Source organism: Paraburkholderia sp. GAS333 (assembly GCF_050435665.1).
Classification (GTDB): domain Bacteria; phylum Pseudomonadota; class Gammaproteobacteria; order Burkholderiales; family Burkholderiaceae; genus Paraburkholderia; species Paraburkholderia fungorum_A.
Window position 1 is genome coordinate 940,959 of the sequence record NZ_JBNDKS010000001.1, and the last position, 19,311, is coordinate 960,269.

The window sequence follows — 19,311 nt, forward strand, 5'->3', positions numbered from 1 at the left end:
TGCCCGACCAACATGACAGCATGACTGCTCTCAAACCAGCTTCTTCAATCACGCGAATCGGGTTGATCTCCGATACGCACAATCTCGTGCGTCCCGAAGCGCTGGCGTATCTGGCGGGTTGCGACGCGATCATTCACGCAGGCGATATCTGCAACGAGGCCGTGCTCGATGCGCTGACACAGATAGCGCCGGTCACGGCAGTGCGTGGCAATAACGATACCGGCGACTGGGCCGCGTCGCTGCCGACGCATGCGACTCTGACCGTGCAGCAGGTGAAGATCCGCGTCGTTCACGATATCGCCGATCTGGGCGATGATCCGCGCGGTGAGGGTGTCGGCGTGGTGGTGAGCGGTCACTCGCACAAGCCGTCGATCGTCGAGCGAGACGGCGTGCTGTTCGTCAATCCTGGCAGTGCGGGGCCACGGCGTTTCAAGCTGCCGGTGAGCGCGGGGATGCTGATCGTCGACGGTGCGCAGGCGAGGGCAAACTTCGATTCGCTGTTGACGTGAGTTGAAAGCAAAACGGGCCGGCAAAATAAATTTGCCGGCCCGTTTTTTTTTGAGGCTGCCGATTCTGGCTGGATGCCGAAGCGCTTGAAAGCGCCTTGGAGTCAGCGCCGAAGCGTCAAACTAAAACGCGAACTCTCAGCCAATCGCGCGGCTTCAATCCTTCAGGATCACGCACGCGCCGTAGCGGCCGCCGCATAAACCTCATCCATCTCCGCCGCCTCGCGCACGCCGCGCAGCACCGCGTGCGCTTCGGCACGCGTGGCCACAGACGGACCCGAGCCAAGCAGCGGCTTGCGAGCCGTTTCGCGCAGCGCGAGCACCGACACGATACCGATCAGCGACGCACCCATCAGGTAGTACGCGGGCATCATCAGATTGCCGGTGCTGTTGACCAGCCACGCGGTCACCAGCGGCGTCGTACCGCCGAACAGCGACACCGAAATATTGAAGCCGATCGCGAGCGCGCCGTAGCGGATTTTGGTCGGGAACAGCGCCGGCAGCGCCGACGGCATCACGCCGGTGAAGCACGACAGCAGCATGCCGAGAATCATCAGGCCGCCGAATACCGGCAGCACCGTGCCCATACGGATCAGCAGCAACGCGGGAATCGACAGCGCGAACAGACCCACGCAACCGAACAGCATCACCGGCTTGCGGCCGATCGTGTCCGACAGACGGCCGGCGGCGAGCGTCATCGGCATCATCAGGACCATCACGAGCAGCACGAGGAACAGGCCGTGCGTTTCGTTGAAGTGCAGCGTCGCCGACAGGTAGCTCGGCAGATACGACAGCGCCATATAGTCGGTCACGTTGAAAATCAGCACGAGGCCGACGCACAGCAGCAACGGCTTCCACTGCTGCATCAGCAATTCGCGGAACGACTGCTTCGGCACGGCCTTGTCTTCGGCTTCACGCTCTTCAGCCTGCTTCTTGAACGCGGGCGTTTCTTCGAGCTTCATCCGGATATACAGACCCACCAGACCCAGCGGACCCGCGATCAGGAACGGCACACGCCAGCCCCACGTCAGCAGCGCGTCGTGCGAGAGCGTCGCGGTCAGCACCGCGACCGTGCCCGCGCCGAGCACGTAGCCGATCAGCGTGCCGAATTCGAGGAAGCTGCCCATGAACCCACGGCGCTTATCCGTCGAGAATTCGGCGATGAAGGTCGCGGCGCCGCCGTATTCACCACCGGTCGAGAAGCCTTGCACCAGACGCGCGACCAGCAGCAGCACCGGCGCGAAAATGCCGATCGATGCGTAGCTCGGAATCAGACCGATCGCGAACGTGCCGAGCGCCATCATGATCATGGTCATCGCCAGCACGCGCTGACGGCCGATGCGATCGCCCAGCGGCCCGAACACCATGCCGCCGACCGGGCGCACGAGGAACGCCGCGGCGAACGTGCCGAACGTGGCGATCAACTGCGCAGCCGGACTCGCCGACGGGAAGAACACTTTGCCCAGCGTGACAGCGATGTAGCTGTACACGCCGAAATCGAACCATTCCATCGCGTTGCCGAGCGCCATCGCGCCGACGGCCCGCTTGAGGAGGGATTTGTCGACCACGGTGATGTCGTCGAGGGAGAGGCGTTGTTCTTCTTTGTGGTGTCGCCAGAAGCCGTTGCTGGAAGCGGTCAAGGTGAAAACTCCAATGACTGCGACGAAACTCATGTTGCGCATGAACGTTCCGCCACGGGTGCTGGGGAAGTGTAATTTCGCGAGCAAGGCGACGGCAACTCCTCGCCAAAGCCGGCGATGAGATGGGTGGGCGCAAAGGAAAAAACAGAACGCCCGTGCGTCGCGAGACATGTCGCGAAAAAACACTCGTCTAGATTGTGCTTGCTGTTGCACCTGCGTGGCCGTGGAAGGGGGGCAGATGCATGAGGACGCTGGGGTGGCTGGAAGCTGGCCCACGCGCCGCTGGAAGGCTTGAAACGAAAAAGGCCGGTTGCTTTATTCGCCGCTCATGCAATGCCACGCAGTGACATTGAAATGACATGAGGCGGTGATGCGACCGACGAGCCTTCTTGTATAAAAACTGTTCGATCCGGGTTGGCACACGCGTTGCGCGCCATGTTGAAACGAACGTGAATGAAGGTGAATTGCTGTTGGAACGATGCACATGATAGCACGATGACGGAGGATCGTGCAAACCCGGTGTCCGGCGGGGAGTGGGTCGAGGGCGCTCAAGCCCTTGTGGGGTGGGGGATTCAGGCGGATTCAGAGGGTTTGGAAAGGGGGCTTAAAAGCAGGTGAAATGAACTGTTTGGTTAATTTTTGGAGCGGATCTGAGGTAGGTTTTCCGGCGGAGTTGATGGCAGCTGATGGAGCGGCGATCGTCGCGAAAACTAGGGGTGTGCGTGGCGAATATACGCGCTAGACGACGGGCAAAAACCAGGGTGAAAGTGCGACCAGGAGCCGGCGCGAAGGCGGCGGAAAGCTGGTAGCGAGAACCGGCAGCGGCGAAATCAGCGATAAAAATTGGCGGCGACCTGCCGCCGCGGGCAAAAAAAATCCGCGCCCAAGGCGCGGATTTTTCAGCTTCTACCGCGAGAACGCGGGTCGTGCGCCAATCAGGCGGACGGCGGCACATACCCTTGCGCAGTATCCGCGCCTTCGCCGAAGAAGAACTTTTCGGTCTGCTTCATCAGATACTGACGCGCACGCGGATCGGCCATGTTCAGGCGGTTTTCGTTGATCAGCATGGTCTGCTGCTTCAACCAGGCCTGCCAGGCTTCCTTCGAAATGCTTTCGTAGATCCGCTTGCCAAGTTCGCCCGGCAGCGGCGGGAAATCGAGACCTTCGGCTTCCTTGCCGAGCTTCGCGCATTGAACCATACGAGTCATGCTGTGCTTCTCCTTTAATCGGTATTGGGGGCGGGCAGTCGCTTGATAGGGCGACGCTCAGAGCTGTTTCATCAGCACGAGCGATTTGCGCTGCCAGTTATAGAGCCGGCGGCGGTCTTCAGGCAGGTCGTCGACCGTGACCTTGACGAAGCCGCGCTTGAGGAACCAGTGTTCGGTGCGCGTGGTGAGCACGAAAATACGCGTCAGGCCGCGCGCCCGTGCGCGTTGCTCGATGCGTTTGAGCAGGCGTTCGCCGTCGCCGGTGCCTTGCGCTTCGGGCGCGACCGTCAGGCAGGCCATTTCGCCGATGCGTTCCTGCGTGTACGGATAAAGCGCCGCGCAGCCGAACAGCACGCCATCGTGCTCGATCACCGAGAAGTGGTCGATGTCGCGTTCGATCTGGTGACGTCCGCGCCGCACCAGCGTGCCGTCCGATTCGAGCGGTTCGATCAGCGAGAGAATGCCGCCGACGTCGTCCGGCGTGGCTTCGCGCAGGCTCTCCAGGTTCTCGTACGAGATCATGGTGCCCACGCCATCGTGCAGGAACAGTTCGAGCAGCAGGCTGCCGTCGAGCGCATAGGGGATGATGTGCGCCCGCGCAACCCCGCCTCGGCACGCGCGAATGGAATGCTTCAGATAGAAGCCTGCGTCGCCGGTGACTTCGCCGCTTTCGTGCAGCTTGTACGCGTCGTCGAGCGAGAGTTCGCGGACCAGTTCGGGACCTTCTTCGCCGACTTCCATCAGGCCCGGCGTTTCGGTCAGGAACACGATCTTGTCGGCGCGCAGCGCGATGGCCGCGGCCGAAGCCACGTCTTCCATCGACAGATTGAATGCTTCGCCAGTGGGCGAGAAGCCGAGCGGCGACAGCAGCACCAGTTTGCGGCTCGCGAGCGAATGGCGGATCGAATCCGCGTCGATCTTGCGGACCACGCCAGTGTGCGCAAAGTCGACGCCGTCCAGAATGCCGACCGGCCGTGCTGTCACGAAATTGCCAGAAACCACGCTGATGTGCGCGTGCGCCATCGGCGTGTTCGGCAAGCCCTGGCTGATCGCCGCCTCGATATCCAGACGCACTTCACCGGCCGCCTCTTTCGCGGATTCCAACGCGCGCGCGTCGGTAATTCGCATGCCGTGCGAGAACTCGGACTCCACGCCGTGCAGACTCATCTGCTCTTCGACCTGCGGTCGCGAGCCGTGCACCAGCACGATCTGAATGCCCATGGCCTGCAGCAGCGCGATATCGGACACGAGCGCATTCAGGAGCCCCTGATGCACCACTTCGCCGCCGAAACCGACAACGAATGTCTTGTTACGGAACGCATGGATGTAAGGGGCGACTGAGCGCATCCAGTCGACGAATTGCGCATGCTGTGCGAGATCTTCCGGTGTTCCGGTGGGGGCCGGAACGCTCGCAGGCGCGGGGACGAGGTCGGTTTGGGAATTCATGCCGGGGATTATAATGCGCCCCCATGTCGAATGTACCCAAAAGTCCCGCTGCGGCGAACGAGAATCCGGCTTCGGCCGCCGATCCAAAGAACTCCGGCGACGCCCATCGCCGCCCTGCGCAGGACGCTCAAAGCAACCCGCCGGACACGGCGCGCGAAACGCGCCGTGCGGTGGAGGGCGCGCGCGCGTCGGAGCAACAGAAAAATGTGCCGGAGGCTTCGCGCGTTTCAGGCGCTGACGCTGGTGCGTCGGCGAATGTGAGCGGCGGTGATTTGCGATCATCGTCTGCGCGTGGCGAGAACGGCCGCCATTCACGCGATGAGCGGGGCGGCAAGCAGAATGCGGGGCATGGCGAGCGGCGGCAGGGTGGCGGTGACGCGGGCGGTCAGCGGGCCGCGCGGGTCGGCGGTGAAGGGCCGCAGCGTGGCGAGGACCGACGCGGGCACGCCGGACAGGAGTCGGGACAAACGGGCGCAACAGGCGGCTCGCGCGAACCACGCCCGCCGCGCGACCAGCGTCCGCCACGCGCGCAACGCATCGTCGAACCCAACCCGATTCCGCCGATCACGTTCCCCGAAGCGCTACCGGTTTCCGGCCGCCGCGACGAGATCGCCAAAGCGATCGCCGAAAACCAGGTGGTGATCGTGTCGGGCGAAACCGGCTCCGGCAAGACCACCCAGTTGCCGAAAATCTGCCTCGCGCTCGGACGCGGCCTCGGTGCCGGCGGCGCGGGTCTGATCGGCCATACACAGCCGCGCCGGATCGCCGCGTCGGCGACCGGCCGCCGGATCGCCGAAGAACTCGGCACGCCGTTCGGCGAAGTGGTCGGCTACAAGGTGCGCTTTACCGACAACCTGTCGCCGGGCGCGTCCGTCAAGCTGATGACCGACGGTATTCTGCTCGCCGAAACGCAGACCGATCCGCTGCTCAAGGCGTACGACACGCTGATCATCGACGAAGCGCACGAGCGCAGCCTGAACATCGATTTTCTGCTCGGCTATCTGAAGGAAATCCTCGTCAAGCGTCCCGATCTGAAACTGATCGTGACCTCGGCGACCATCGACGCCGATCGCTTCGCGCGGCACTTCGGCAGCGAGGAAAAGCCCGCGCCGGTGATCGAAGTGAGCGGGCGTCTGTATCCGGTCGAAGTCCGTTACCGGCCGGTCGTCGAAGACAGCCCGGCCGTGAAGGCGGCGCAGGGCACGTCGACGGCTGCGTCGTCGCGTGAACGCCCGAAAACCCAGCGCGAAACCGATCGCGATCTGATGGACGCCATCGTCGACGCGGTCGACGAACTCTGCCGCGAAGGCCCCGGCGACGTGCTGGTGTTCCTGCCCGGCGAGCGCGAAATTCGCGATGCCGCCGAGGCGCTGCGCAAGCATCATCCGCCGCATACGGAAATTCTGCCGCTGTTCGCGCGTTTATCCGCGGCCGAGCAGGAGCGCGTGTTCCGCATATCGAACGCGCGCCGGATCGTGCTCGCCACCAACGTCGCCGAAACCTCGCTGACGGTGCCGGGCATTCGCTATGTGGTCGATACAGGCCTCGCGCGCGTGAAGCGCTACTCGTATCGAAACAAGGTCGAGCAGTTGCAGGTCGAGTCCATTTCGCAGGCCGCCGCGAATCAGCGGGCGGGGCGTTGCGGCCGTGTCGCCGATGGCGTGTGTATTCGTCTGTACGAGGAAAGCGACTACCAGGGGCGCGTGCGCTTTACCGATCCGGAAATTCTGCGCTCGTCGCTCGCGTCGGTGATTCTGCGGATGAAGTCGCTGCATCTGACGGCGATCGAAACTTTCCCGTTCATCGAGCCGCCGCCGGGTCGCGCGATTGCCGACGGTTATCAGTTGCTCAACGAACTCGGTGCCGTCGACGACGACAACCAGTTGACGCCGCTCGGCCGCGAACTCGCTCGCCTGCCGCTCGATCCGCGGGTTGGCCGGATGATTCTGGCCGCGCGCGATCAGCAGGCGTTGAAGGAAGTGCTGATCATTGCGAGCGCGTTGTCGGTGCAGGACCCGCGCGACCGGCCGATCGAGGCGCAGGAGCAGGCCGACCAGGCGCATAAGCGGTTCGCCGACGAGCGTTCGGAGTTCCTGCAGTGGCTGAAAATCTGGAACTGGTTCGAAGAAGCGATCGCGCACAAGAAGTCGAACAAGCAGTTGCACGAGGAGTGCCGCAAGAACTTCCTGTCGCAATTGCGTCTGCGCGAATGGCGCGATGTGCACTCGCAGTTGCTGACCGTGGTGCGCGAGCACGGCTGGCGCGTGAACGAAGCGGAAGCCACGTTCGAGCAGATCCATCTGGCGCTGCTGACCGGCCTGCTCGGCAACATCGGCCTCAAAGCCGACGACGAGCCGTATTACCTCGGTGCACGCGGCATCAAGTTCTATTTGTGGCCGGGCTCGGCGCTCGTGAAGAAAGCGGGCAAGTGGGCGATGGCCGCCGAGCTGGTCGAGACGAGCCGGCTATACGCGCGTTGCATCGCGAAGATCGAACCGGAGTGGGTCGAGACGGTTGGCGCGCATCTGCTGAAGAAGTCGCTTTCCGAGCCGCATTGGGAGAAGCGCGCCGCGCAGGTTTCTGCGTTCGAGCGCGCGATGCTGTACGGCCTGCCGATTTATCACCGTCGACGCGTGAGCTTCGGCAAGCAGGACCCGTCGCGGGCGCGTGAGTTGTTCATTCGCGGCGCGCTGGTCGAAGGCGAATTCGATACGAAACTCGCATTTTTCGCGCACAATCGCAAGCTGCTCGCCGATATCGAGCAACTGGAACACAAGTCGCGTCGCCAGGACGTACTGGTGGACGACGAGTTGATCTTTGCGTTCTACGATCAGGCGCTGCCGGATGGCATTTATACCGGCGCGTCCTTCGAGCGCTGGTATCGCGATGAGGTGAAAAAGAGCGGACAGAGCGAGGACAAGCTACGTTTGCTGTATCTGTCGCGCGACGATCTGATGCGCCACGAAGCCGCTGGCGTGACGACGGATCTGTTCCCGAAACGGATGACGATGGCGGGCGTCGAAATGGCGCTCACGTATCACTTCGAACCGGGTTCGCCGCGCGACGGCGTCACGCTCGCCGTGCCGCTATACGCGTTGAATCAGGTCGACGCACGCCGCTGCGAATGGCTCGTGCCCGGCATGCTGAAGGAAAAAGCGCAACTGCTGATGAAGTCGCTGCCGCAAAAGTTGCGTCGGCACTGCGTTCCGCTGCCGGAATTCGCGGCAGGTTTCGTGGAGCGGCAGAGCGGTCCGCGATTTGGCGCGGGCGGTTTGCTCGAGTCGTTGATCGCCGATATCCGCGAGCAGACCCAGGTCGCGATGAAGCAGTCGGACTTCAAGCTGGAGACGTTGCCGGCTCACCTGTTCATGAATTTCAAGGTCATCGACGAGCACGGACGACAGCTCGCGATGGGCCGCAATATGTCGCAACTGCGAGCCGAACTGGGCGGCCAGGCGCAACAGCATTTTCAGAAAATTGCGTCGAGTGCGGCGGGCGCGGCATTGGCGGATGCGGGCGGCGGCGGTGGCGTCGCACCGCCTTCGCAGGCTGGCGGCGCGACAAGTGGCGGTGCTGCACAGCGCGGCAAGGGAGCCGCTGCGTCAGGTCCGCAAACCACGTCGCAGGATGGCGCGGCGGGCACGGCGTTGTATGAAAAACTGACGACGTGGAATTTCGGCAAGCTCCCCGAGTTGCTGGAAATTCGCCGTGGCGGCCAGACCTTGTTCGGCTATCCGGCGTTGGTGGATCGCGGCACCCATTGCGACGTGGAAGTGTTCGATTCGCCGGACGAAGCCGCGCGGATTCATCGCGCGGGATTGCGCCGGCTGTTCGCGTTGCAGTTGAAAGAGCCGATCAAGTATCTGGAGAAAAATCTGCCAGGCCTGCGTGAAATGGCGATGCAGTTCATGCCGCGCGGTACGCAGGAGGAATTGCGCGATCAGTTGATCGATACAGCGCTCGATCGGGCCTGTCTGCAAGACCCGCTTCCCGCCGACGATGTCAGTTTCCACACGCGACGTGACGAAGGACGCAGCCGTCTGACGTTGCTGGCGCAGGAAATCGCCCGTCTGGTCGGGCAGATTCTCACCGAATACGCGGGCGTGACGAAGAAGCTGGTGCAGGCCAAGTCGTTCACGGCAGCACACGCTGACATGCAGAGCCAGCTTGACGGATTGATCGGCAAGCGTTTTGTCGTCGATACGCCGTATGCCCAGTTGGCGCATTTCCCGCGCTATCTGAAGGGGATTGCGTTGCGCGTCGACAAGCTTAAGGCCGATTCTGCACGCGATGCCCGGCAGTTCGCGGAGTTTCAACCGCTGTTGCAGAACTATCAGCGGGCGGTTGCGCAACGCGGTGGCGTGCTTGACCCGCGTTTGTCGGAGTTTCGCTGGCTGTTGGAGGAGTTGCGCGTTTCGTTGTTCGCGCAGGAACTTCGTACGCCGATGCCGGTTTCGGTGAAGCGGTTGTATAAGGTTTGGGAGTCGATGCAGCGGTGAGGGTGGGGCGTGGTTCTTGCGTTTGGGGGTTAGTGGTTGATTGGGGGTGTTTGTGATGAAGGGTAAATTGCTACCCGCCAACCGCCAACCGCCAACCGCCAACCGCCAACCGCCAACCGCCAACCGCCAACCGCCAACCGCCAACCGCTTAAACTCTGCCGGCTTCGGCTTCGGCTTCGGCTTCGGCTTCGGCTTCGGCTTCGGCTTCGGCTTCGGCTTCGGCTGCAAGAGCTTCAGCGCCGCCGGATGCGTGTTCGAGTGGCTGAACGCAGAGCGGGACGTCATTACTTATGCGAACGACGTTACCCAACGAGAGGCCAGGCTTTGTTAGCCCAGCCCGCTTCTCCAGCACGAAGTTCTAACCATCTTGACCGTAACTTCAAAAGGGCGAACTGTGGCCAGATGGATTGCGCTTACCAGTGCATCCCCGCGCCAATCGACGCGTCGAATTGACCACGGGAGTCGGTAGTGCCTTGCATCTTGTAGACCCACTTGCCGGTGGCAGAGAGCTGCGACACGCCGATTGCCAAAGCCGATTGGCCGCCATATGTACCGCCTGCCATCGAAACCATTCCGCGACCCGGCAGTACAGCCTGCGGCAAGCCCGCCATCGCTAACGCGGATGCCGTACCCCCGTTGGCGTCACGGCGAGCCGAGCGGATCTGATCGTCGGTGTAGCTGTTGGCCTAGCTAACCGCACTGCCGACGCTCTGCTGTAACTGGTTGACGTTGACCGCGTCGGTGCCTTGAATGCCCGCGGCGACGTTGGTGATCTGACGCTCCTGTCCTGCCGTACCGACCGACACCGTGTTCGCCCTGTCCGCGACCGAGCCTTGACCTAGCGCGACTGAATTGTCCGCGCCAGCGTTTGCTGCGGCCCCGAGCGCGACAGAGCCGGTTCCGCTCGCGCTCGCCTGCGCCCCGACTGCTATCGCGTTGTCGATGGTGGCTTCAGCGCCGGCGCCCGCAGCGAGTGAATGTTCGCCGCTTGCCACGGCGTCGTCGGCATCGTTGCCGGTGGACTTGAATTAACGCTGAGTGCCGCTTTGGGCTAGCGCATCGAGCTTGCCGTCCACCGCGCTCAACTGGCTGACGTTGACTGCGTCGGTCGGCGCTGCTCCTGCTGCGAGGTTGGTCAAACGCCGCTCGTTGCTCGACGAGCCGAGCGAGACTTCGCCTTGCGTGTCCGGTGCCGCTATCAGGGTTGTGTCCGCACCGGACGGGACAAAACCGTGCAGAGCCGGATCAGCCGTGGTGGTGGAATTGGCACCCTATGCAATGCTGTTGTCGGCGCTGGCTTTGGCGTAGCTACCGAATGCGATCGAATCGGCGCCCGTCGCGGTTGCCTGGAAGCCGAATGCACCGGAATTGACGCCGCCGGCCTCCGCGAACGCGCCGAGCGCCACCGCGCCAGTGGCGGCTCCGTTTGAATAGGTGCCGATTGCGATACTGTTGTCAGCCATTGCGGTGGCCCACGCGCTCGCGGCGAAGGTTGCGGCACCGCTGGCCGTTGCACCATAGGCGAGCGCGGCGGACACGAAGCCGGATGCCGTCGCGAGCGAGCCGAATGCCGAGGCGGTCTTCTCGGAGGCGACCGATCCCGCTCCTATAGCCAATGCGCCGGCACCCGACGCACGGGCGTTCAGGCCAACCGCAACCGCGCCTTCGGATTCCGTCCGGGCTTGCGCGCCGAGTGCAACCGAGCTTTCGCCGGTCGCGGTCGTAAATTGACCGAGCGCGATTGTGTGGTCGCTCAATGCACTAGCTTCTGGACCGGCCTGAATCGAGCCGATACCGGTACCGGTGAGATCGTCGGAAGCGTGTGAGGCCGATGTTCCTCCCGCCAACGCCGCCGCAGCCAGCACGGCACGAACGACGGCCTTTTTCCGCGCCGTGGCGAGAGTCTCTTTGCCGCCAACGTTTTTATGAGCAGTCAGCCGGATTCTGGTCGTTTTGCATTGAACGATTGAAATACTTCTATTCATTGTGTGAGAGTCTCCACGGTACTTTTGCGGACAGCGCGCGAATGCAGGGAATCGCAGAGGCGTCATCGCCCTTATAAAACGCGCGAAATAAATGGCAAATGAACCGCGGTCGTCACGCGCTGGTGCTTTTGTTTTCAGGTACGTTCGAGACACCCACATTACGCTCTTAAGTCCGCCGAATAACTGTTTTGGCGATGAGCTAAAGGGATTTTCTGGCAGGCTTTCGCAGCGTTATATCAGTAAAATCCTAAATAAAAATAACGCGAAATTTCGATCTGAATATATGTTTCGTGAATTTGAGTTTTATTAATTAGGGTCGTTAATATTCGTGATTGTTCTTATAAAAAATAATTCAAGCATTTGGATTTTTGAGAGCGCGTGCCGAAGTTATAGCGCGAAACGGCGCACCCTTTTTCTTCCTTTGCCACGCCGCAAGCACTTCTCGACAGCGCGGCGCGCGCTGCCGCGCGGCGGCTGTTTTAAATCAACGCGCCCGTCATTTACTCTGCATCAGGGGCCATCTGGGTCAACCTTAGGCACCAGCAAACGTTCTACAATGACAGTTGTTCTCCGAAGTGAGTTTTCATGCGCAAATTTCTTCTTCCCGGCTTGACTGCCACGTTCGCAGCGGGCGTAGCTCTGGTAGCCACCGCAGGCTTTTTTTCTCCGGCGGCTTTCGCCAACAACGTGATCGTGCTCAATTCCGGCGAAGCCACGTTGAGCCTGATCGACGAGGCCAGCCGCCAGGTCGTCGGCACGGTGCCAACGGGTAAGGAGCCGCATCACCTGATGGCCACGCCGGACAATTCGTCGTTGATTGTCGCGAACTCGGTATCGAACAACCTGATGTTCGTCGACCCGAAATCGGGTCAGGTACAACGATGGGTCGAAAATATCGAAGACCCGTATCAGATCGGTTTTTCGCCCGACCGTAAGTGGCTCGTCACGACGGGTCTGCGTCTGGACCGCCTCGACATTTATCACTACGACAGCAAGAACCAGATGACGCTGGCGTCGCGCCTGCCGCTCGCGGTTATGCCGAGCCATATGGCGTTCACGAACGACAGCAAGACGGTGTTCGTCACGCTGCAGGTGTCGGGCGAACTCGCCGCGATCGATCTGGCCACGCAAACCGTGAAGTGGAAGATGAAGGTCGGCAAGGTACCGGCTGGTCTGTGGATGACGCCGGGCGAAAAATATCTGCTGATCGGCATGACCGGCGCGGATTACGTCGCCGTGGTCGACTGGCGCAACCAGAAAATCGTCAAGACCATCCCGACAGGCAAGGGCGCGCACAATTTCCGTTCGCTCGCCGACGGCAAACACGTCGCGGTGTCGAACCGTGTGGCGAGCACGATCAGTATCATCGACGAAGAGTCGCTGACCAATGTCGGCGACATCACCGGTCTGATGCCGGGGCCGGACGATATGGAACTTTCCGCGGACAAACGCTATCTGTGGGTTACGTTCCGTTTCGCGAAGCACATCGGCATCATCGATCTGACTACGCGCAAGCTGATCCAGACGATTGCCGTCGGCCGTTCGCCACACGGTATTTATTTCTTCAATCGTGCGCCGGTTACGGCGCCGAATGGCGCCTGAGCGCCGTAGCAATACGGCGTCGCGGCAAGCCATGACGGACGAAGTCACCAGGTCAGTTCCATGTTCCATCTGATTTTTTCATCGCTCGACAGCTTCGTTTCAACCGTACAGACCTTGCTGTACGTGAACGTGGTGCAGCCGCTGCTGTTCCGCTTCGACCTGATGGGTTACGACGAAGACACGTACGACGCGCTGTACTGGGTGATCGTGGGCGTGTTCGAGGTGCTCGCCATGTACGCGGTGCTGCGCCCGCTGGAGGCGCTGCGTCCGGTCGAGCAGTGGGAAAACCGCAAGGCGGTGCGCGTCGACGTGCTGTACACGTGGATCGCCAAGCTGGGCATTCTCAACCTGTTCTTTTTCTTCGCGCTGCAGCCGTTTTTCGACAGCGTGCAGAGCTGGTTGCGGATGCACAACATCGCGAACATCGAGTTCGACAATCTGTGGCCGGGTGTCACCACGCAGCCGCTGGTCACGTTCGTGATGTATCTGCTGGTGCTCGATTTTGCCGGTTACTGGTATCACCGCTGGGAACACCGGATCGGCGTGTGGTGGGAGTTGCACGCGGTGCATCACAGCCAGCAGCAGATGTCGCTGTGGGCCGACGACCGCAATCATCTGCTCGACGATCTGATGCAGGCGTCGTTTTTCGCTGTGATCGCGCTGGTGATCGGCGTGCCGCCGTCGCAATTCGTCGTGCTGGTGGCGATCACCAACCTCGCGCAGAGCGTGCAGCACGCAAATATCCGCCTGTACTTCGGCTGGCTTGGCGAGCGGCTGCTGGTCAGTCCGACTTTTCATCGACGTCACCATGCAATCGGTTACGGCCATGAAGGGCTGAAATACGGCTGCAACTTCGGTGTGCTGTTCCCGTGGTGGGACATGCTGTTCCGCAGCGTGTCGTGGAGCCGCGAGATGGAACCGACCGGTATCGCCGACCAGCTGGACGGCCGCCGTTACGGCGACGGTTTCTGGGCGCAGCACTGGCTCGCGTTCGTGCGCATCGCGAAACGCCTGACATCGAAGAACCATACCGCCCCGGGCGAACGCAGCGACACTGCCGCCGTTTGAGTCTCCTTTCTCGTCTCTTTTCTCGTGTGCCGCCGGTTTCCCCGGCGGCGCGTCACGTGGTTTATCCTGTGCACGTCCGTTCGCGCGCTTCTGGTTTGCAGGCCGGATCGTCGCGCGTTTCCTTTTATTCCGTCGTTCCGTTCAAGGGCACTGGCTCGCATGAATGATCTTTTGCGCTCGTTCGGGCGCGCGCTCGCCAGCGCGCTCCACCCGCGCATGCTCTGGCTGACCTTCATGCCGTTTCTCGCGGCGACGATCGGTTGGGGCGTGCTCCTGTGGTTTTCCTGGCAGACGTTGATCGGCGCGACTCGCGGCTGGCTCGACAACTGGTCGTTCACGGTCACGCTTTATCACCTGTTCGACTGGCTCGGTTTTTCGGCGCTGCATGCGGTCATGGCGCCGTTCTTCGTGATCGCGATCGCGATTCCGCTGATCGTCGTCACGGTGCTGCTGCTGATCGCCACGCTGTCGATGCCAGCCGTGATCCGTTTTCTGTCCGCGCGGCAGTTTCCCGCGCTGGAAATGCGTCGTGGCGGAACGTGGTACGGTAGCCTCGGGCAGGCGCTATGGACGACGCTGGTGTGTCTGGTGCTGCTGATCGTGACGTTGCCGCTGTGGCTGGTGCCGCCATTCTTCGCGCTGATTCCGCCGCTGTTGTGGGGCTGGCTCACCTACCGCGTGATGACGTACGACGCGCTCGCGCTGCATGCAAGCGCCGACGAGCGTCGCGCGCTGGTGAAGCGCTTCCGGCTGCCGTTGCTGCTGATCGGTATCGCGAGCGGCCTGCTCGGTTCGCTGCCGACGCTGATCTGGGCGTCGTCGGTCTGGCTGATCGTTCTGTTCCCGGTCATCACTGCGGTGACGATCTGGATCTATGCGTTCATCCTCGTGTTTTCGGCTTTGTGGTTCGGCTATTACTGTTTGCGCGCGCTGCAGCGCATGCGCGCGGAAGAGCATGGCGGCGTGCGTCACACGGCGCCGGTTCCCTATTGATATTGATTGAGTGAAAGAGGCGACAATGGCATTTGGCGTCATCATCATCGGCGATGAAATTCTGTCGGGCAGGCGTGTCGACAAGCATCTGCCGAAGGTTATCGAGTTGCTGGGCGCGCGTGGACTGTCGCTCGGCTGGGCGGAGTACATCGGCGACGACCCGGAGCGGATCACGGCCACGCTGCGGCGCACGTTCGCTTCCGGCGACATCGTGTTCTCGACGGGCGGCATCGGCGCGACCCCGGACGATCACACGCGGCAATGCGCGGCGGCCGCGCTCGGCGTGCCGCTCGAATTGCATCCTGAAGCCGCGAAGCTGATTCAGGAGCGCATTCGCGACATGCATCCGGCGAATGCCGCGGCGCCGCTCGATCTGGAGTCGCCGGAGAACCGGCATCGGCTGAATATGGGCACGTATGCTCAGGGCGCGTCGATCATCCCGAACGGCTACAACAAGATTCCCGGTTTTTCGATCCGCGAACACCATTTCGTGCCGGGCTTTCCGGTGATGGCGTGGCCGATGATCGAGTGGGTGCTGGATACGCATTACGCGCACCTGCATCACGCGATGCCGCATGCGGAAAAGTCGCTGCTGGTGTTCGAGTTGCCGGAGTCGCGCATCACGCCGCTGATGGAGAAAATCGAACACGATTTTCCGGGTGTGCGGGTATTCAGTCTGCCGAGCGTCGGCGACGCGGAGCGCGGTGGTGTGTATGCGCGACATCACATCGACCTGGGCGTGAAGGGCGAGCCGGAAGCCGTTGCGGCGGCGTTCGTCAAGCTGCGGGAAGGCGTGCATCTGCTGGGCGGCGATATTGTCGAGCCGGAAGCGGCGGCCGCTGCAGCGGCTGCGGGCAAACCGCGCGGCTAGGCGCACGCGCGGCCCGCGCCTGGCTGACGGGCTGCGCAAGGCCGGACAATGCCGCTCGCGGCAGGTCCGGCTTCCATCCCATTCTTGTCGCGCGGCTTGCCGGTCATTTCCGGTGAGCCGGAGCCGATTCCTCGTCGCTTCGCGTCAATCCCCATAAATCATCATTCGCCGCTATTGCGGCATTGCAATAAATTTTCTCGAATTTATTAAATAAAATCCGTCGCGCATGACTGGATCATGTCTGACAATGCAACACATCTCTATTTAATGTTTATTGAAAGATTTGATAGGTTTTTAGTTTGTTTAGTAAATTAAAATAAACATAAATGGCTAATGGATAATTGATTGACGCAATTCGAAAGCGTCGTATAGCATGGCTTTCAGTCATTGACCCCAATTGAAAAATCAATAATTGGGCATGACTTAAAAACACTCAGGAGACAGCCATGCCAGATTTACGCCGTCTTTCGGTTGCGTTGATTTTCATTGGCGCGTTGACCGGTTGTGGAGGAGATAGTCCGGGCAGCCAGGCCGGCTCTGCTGCGGTCGCCGCGAACCAGCTTCAGGGACCGAGTCAGGGCGGCACTGCAGCCGGCTCCAGTCAGTCGAACGCCAGCGCAACCGACAACAGCCAGCAATCGCCGGGCTCCGATCGCGCCACGATGCGTTTGACCCAATACGTCAATCCGCTCATCGGTACACTGGCCAGCAACTCTCCGAACCCCGTCCCAGCCGGGCAGGCCGGCAGCGTGGTGCCGGCGGCGGGTCTGCCGAACGGCATGGTGCAATGGGCGCCCGACACGAACACCACGTCGGCTCCGGCAAACAGCGCGGAGCCTGGTTCTCCGGCCGGTTACTACTACGACATCAATTCGATCCAGAGCTTCAGCCTCACGCATATGAGCGGCGCAGGTTGCTCGGGTAACGACGGCGAATTCCCCGTCATGCCGACGCTGGATGCTACCAAACCGCTCGCACAAACCTTTAGTCACGCCAACGAAAAATCGGTGGCGGGCGCCTATTCCGTGCTGCTCGACAACCAGATCAAGGTCGAACTGACGGCGACCCTGCGCACCGGCTTCGGCCGCTTCATCTACCCGGATCAGCAGGGCGCGGCGCTCGTGCTCGATACCACTTATACGAACACGGCAACCGGCGTGGCGGGCTCGGTCACGCAGGTAGATGCAAAGACTATTTCGGGTAATACCACCGGCGGACATTTCTGCGGAAATTCCACCAATGTCCCGGTGTATTTCTACGCGCAATTCAATCAGCCGTTTGCAACGAATTCCTCCTTTACCAATGGCCGTGCGGTAATGAATTTCGGTAAAGGTGAAACGGTGCTGATGAAAATCGGTATTTCATACGTCAGTGTCGCTAATGCAAAAGATAATCTGGAAAAAGAAAATCCTTCGTGGGATTTCAATGGTGTAAAGGCGGTGGCCGATGCGATATGGAATCAGCGCCTCAATACCATTCAGGTAACGAGCCAGGACACCACCGCGCTGACCAAGTTTTATACCGCCTTCTACCATGCGTCGTGGGCGCCGAGCGTATTCAGCGACATCAACGGTCAATACGTCGGCTTCGACCAGAAAGTCCATAAGGTGAGCGCGGGACATGCGGCGCAATACACGAGTTTTTCGGGCTGGGACATCTATCGCTCGCTGATTCCGCTCAAGGCCGTGCTGTATCCGCAAGAAACCAGCGACATGGCGCAGTCGCTCGTCAACGACGCGGATCAGTGCGGCGCGATCCCGCACTGGGTCAATGACAACGTCGAAGACGGCGTGATGCCGGGTGACGCCGGGTCGCTGATCCTGGCAGGTGCGTACGGATTCGGCGCGCGCAATTTCGATACGTCGGGCGCGTTGAACCACATGATCAGGATGGCCAACATTCCCGGCACTGCGTGCAACGGGGTCACCACCAACGGCGGCCGCGCCAGCTATCTGCAAACCGGCTACATCACGAGCGGCGAGTGGGGGCAGGCATCGTCCACGCTGGAATATGCGAGCAGCGATTTCGCCATTTCGCAGTTTGCCGGCGAACTGGGCAATTCCACCTTCCAGAAAATGATGCTGAGCCGCTCGGCTTACTGGCAGAACGTGCTCAACACATCGTTGACGCCGCCTCTGAACGCAGGTCGCAACGCTGACGGCAGCTGGATCCCCGAAACGCCGTCCAGCACCGACAACTACGTGGAAGGCAACGCCGAGCAATACACGTGGATGGTGCCGTTCAACCCGGCCGGACTGTTCGCGCAGCTTGGCGGAAACACGACCGTGGTATCGCGGTTGAATACGTTCTTCACGGTGTTGAATGCAGGGATGAGCCTGCCCAATTTCTATATGGGCAACGAGCCGACTTTCGAGGTGCCCTGGTTGTACAACTGGGCCGGTTCGCCGTCTGGCACGCAGAGCACCGTCCAGCAGATCATGGCAAGCGCGTTCAGCACCGACGCGAACGGTTTGCCGGGCAACGACGATCTCGGCGCGGTATCCGGCTGGTATGTGTGGGGCGCGTTGGGTCTGTATCCGGAAATTCCGGGGGTGGGCGGCTTCGCGATCGGCAGCCCGCAGTTCTCGTCGATCACCGTGCATCTGGGCAATGGCAAGACGTTGCGCATCAATGCGCCGGGCGCGCCCAGCGCCACGTACGTGCAAAGCCTGACCGTGAATGGTGCGGCCCATAACAGTTCGTGGCTCGACATCAACGCGCTGTCGCGCGGGGCGACGCTGAACTTCGCGATGGGCTCGACGCCGTCGCAGTGGGGAACGGATGCCGCCGATGCGCCGCCGTCGTACGGTCTGCCGGTCGCGCGCAACGTCGCGGATGCATTCAATAACCACGGCATCAGCACGGACGGCAGCACGAATACCGACGGCCAGGGTGCGGACTTCGACGGTTCGATTTACAGCTACTCGTCGCAGGCATTGGCGAGCGCGGGTGCGTCGCCGGGTAAGCCGTTCGTTTTCGACGGCGCCAGTTTCATGCTGTCAGGCGGCCCGCTCGATAACGCCGTCGCAGTCGGGCAGACCATCGCGATGCCGCGCGGTACGAGAGGCAGCTCGCTGGTTCTGCTGGGTTCGGCCAACAATGGGCCGGGTTCGGGCGCGGCGCTCGTGACCTACGCCGACGGCACGACCACGCCTTTCACGCTCTCGTTCGACGACTGGACGCTCAACGGCGGCAGCGCAGCACCCGTGAACCCGATCGCGTTGACCACGACGTACCGCAACAGTGGCGACGGCACGAACAACGCCGTCAAGACTTATCTGTTCGCGCAGACCGTGCCGCTGACTCCCGGCAAGACGGTGGCGAGCGTCACGTTGCCGAAGCAGGTTAGCGCCGGCAAGTTGCACGTGTTCGGGATTGCCGCGGCGCAGTAAGCGCAGCGGTGGGGTGATCGGGCGGCAACGCCCGATAAATAGGTGGCTGCCGGTCGCGAGCAGAAGCCTTCGCCCCGACATCGCAGTGTCACACCCTGCGC

Annotated in this window: 11 protein-coding genes and 1 pseudogene; 8 read left to right on the top strand and 4 right to left on the bottom strand. The window is 61.6% G+C overall.

The features are described from left to right. Positions 1–20 precede the first annotated feature (20 nt). Entirely contained in the window at positions 21–509 is a 489-nt protein-coding gene (locus tag ABH945_RS04325) for a metallophosphoesterase family protein (RefSeq protein ID WP_429249827.1), read from the top strand. 167 nt (positions 510–676) lie between these two features. On the opposite strand, the gene proP is transcribed toward ABH945_RS04325, so the two are convergent. From proP to argA, 3 genes are all read right to left on the bottom strand, one after another. Next, positions 677–2,179 (bottom strand): glycine betaine/L-proline transporter ProP, encoded by a 1,503-nt coding sequence (proP, locus tag ABH945_RS04330; protein WP_253189676.1) that lies wholly within the window; start codon positions 2,177–2,179, stop codon positions 677–679. Positions 2,180–3,081: 902 nt separating this feature from the next. After that, entirely contained in the window at positions 3,082–3,354 is a 273-nt protein-coding gene (locus ABH945_RS04335) for an oxidative damage protection protein (RefSeq protein WP_007181244.1), read from the bottom strand. Positions 3,355–3,411: 57 nt separating this feature from the next. Beyond that, entirely contained in the window at positions 3,412–4,800 is a 1,389-nt protein-coding gene (gene argA / locus ABH945_RS04340) for an amino-acid N-acetyltransferase (protein ID WP_074764491.1), read from the bottom strand. A 23-nt stretch (positions 4,801–4,823) separates the two neighbouring features. Between argA and hrpA the strand changes: the two genes are divergently transcribed. Together hrpA and ABH945_RS04350 are read left to right on the top strand one after the other, a co-directional pair. Continuing rightward, positions 4,824–9,299, top strand: a complete 4,476-nt coding sequence (gene hrpA, locus ABH945_RS04345; protein WP_429249828.1) for an ATP-dependent RNA helicase HrpA — start codon at positions 4,824–4,826, stop codon at positions 9,297–9,299. Positions 9,300–9,354: 55 nt separating this feature from the next. Next, positions 9,355–9,630 (top strand): hypothetical protein, encoded by a 276-nt coding sequence (locus ABH945_RS04350; RefSeq protein ID WP_429249829.1) that lies wholly within the window; start codon positions 9,355–9,357, stop codon positions 9,628–9,630. Between the two features lie 82 nt (positions 9,631–9,712). On the opposite strand, the pseudogene ABH945_RS04355 reads toward ABH945_RS04350, so the two are convergent. Continuing rightward, positions 9,713–11,284 (bottom strand): annotated as a pseudogene (locus tag ABH945_RS04355) (YadA family autotransporter adhesin). Positions 11,285–11,869: 585 nt separating this feature from the next. On the opposite strand from ABH945_RS04355, the gene ABH945_RS04360 reads away from it, so the two are divergent. The 5 genes from ABH945_RS04360 (at position 11,870) to ABH945_RS04380 (ending at position 19,210) form a co-directional block, all read left to right on the top strand. Next, positions 11,870–12,886, top strand: coding sequence for a beta-propeller fold lactonase family protein (locus ABH945_RS04360; protein WP_429249830.1), 1,017 nt, complete (start codon positions 11,870–11,872; stop codon positions 12,884–12,886). A 60-nt stretch (positions 12,887–12,946) separates the two neighbouring features. Further along, the gene (locus tag ABH945_RS04365) at positions 12,947–13,954 is read left to right on the top strand and encodes a sterol desaturase family protein (RefSeq protein ID WP_429249831.1); all 1,008 of its coding nucleotides are present in this window, start codon (positions 12,947–12,949) and stop codon (positions 13,952–13,954) included. Positions 13,955–14,113: 159 nt separating this feature from the next. Next, positions 14,114–14,947, top strand: a complete 834-nt coding sequence (locus tag ABH945_RS04370; RefSeq protein WP_429249832.1) for an EI24 domain-containing protein — start codon at positions 14,114–14,116, stop codon at positions 14,945–14,947. A gap of 25 nt (positions 14,948–14,972) precedes the next feature. Beyond that, a complete protein-coding gene (locus ABH945_RS04375) occupies positions 14,973–15,818 on the top strand; it encodes a competence/damage-inducible protein A (RefSeq protein WP_074764476.1) in 846 nt (281 codons plus the stop codon). Between the two features lie 446 nt (positions 15,819–16,264). Further along, entirely contained in the window at positions 16,265–19,210 is a 2,946-nt protein-coding gene (locus ABH945_RS04380) for a GH92 family glycosyl hydrolase (RefSeq protein ID WP_429249833.1), read from the top strand. Positions 19,211–19,311: the final 101 nt, after the last annotated feature.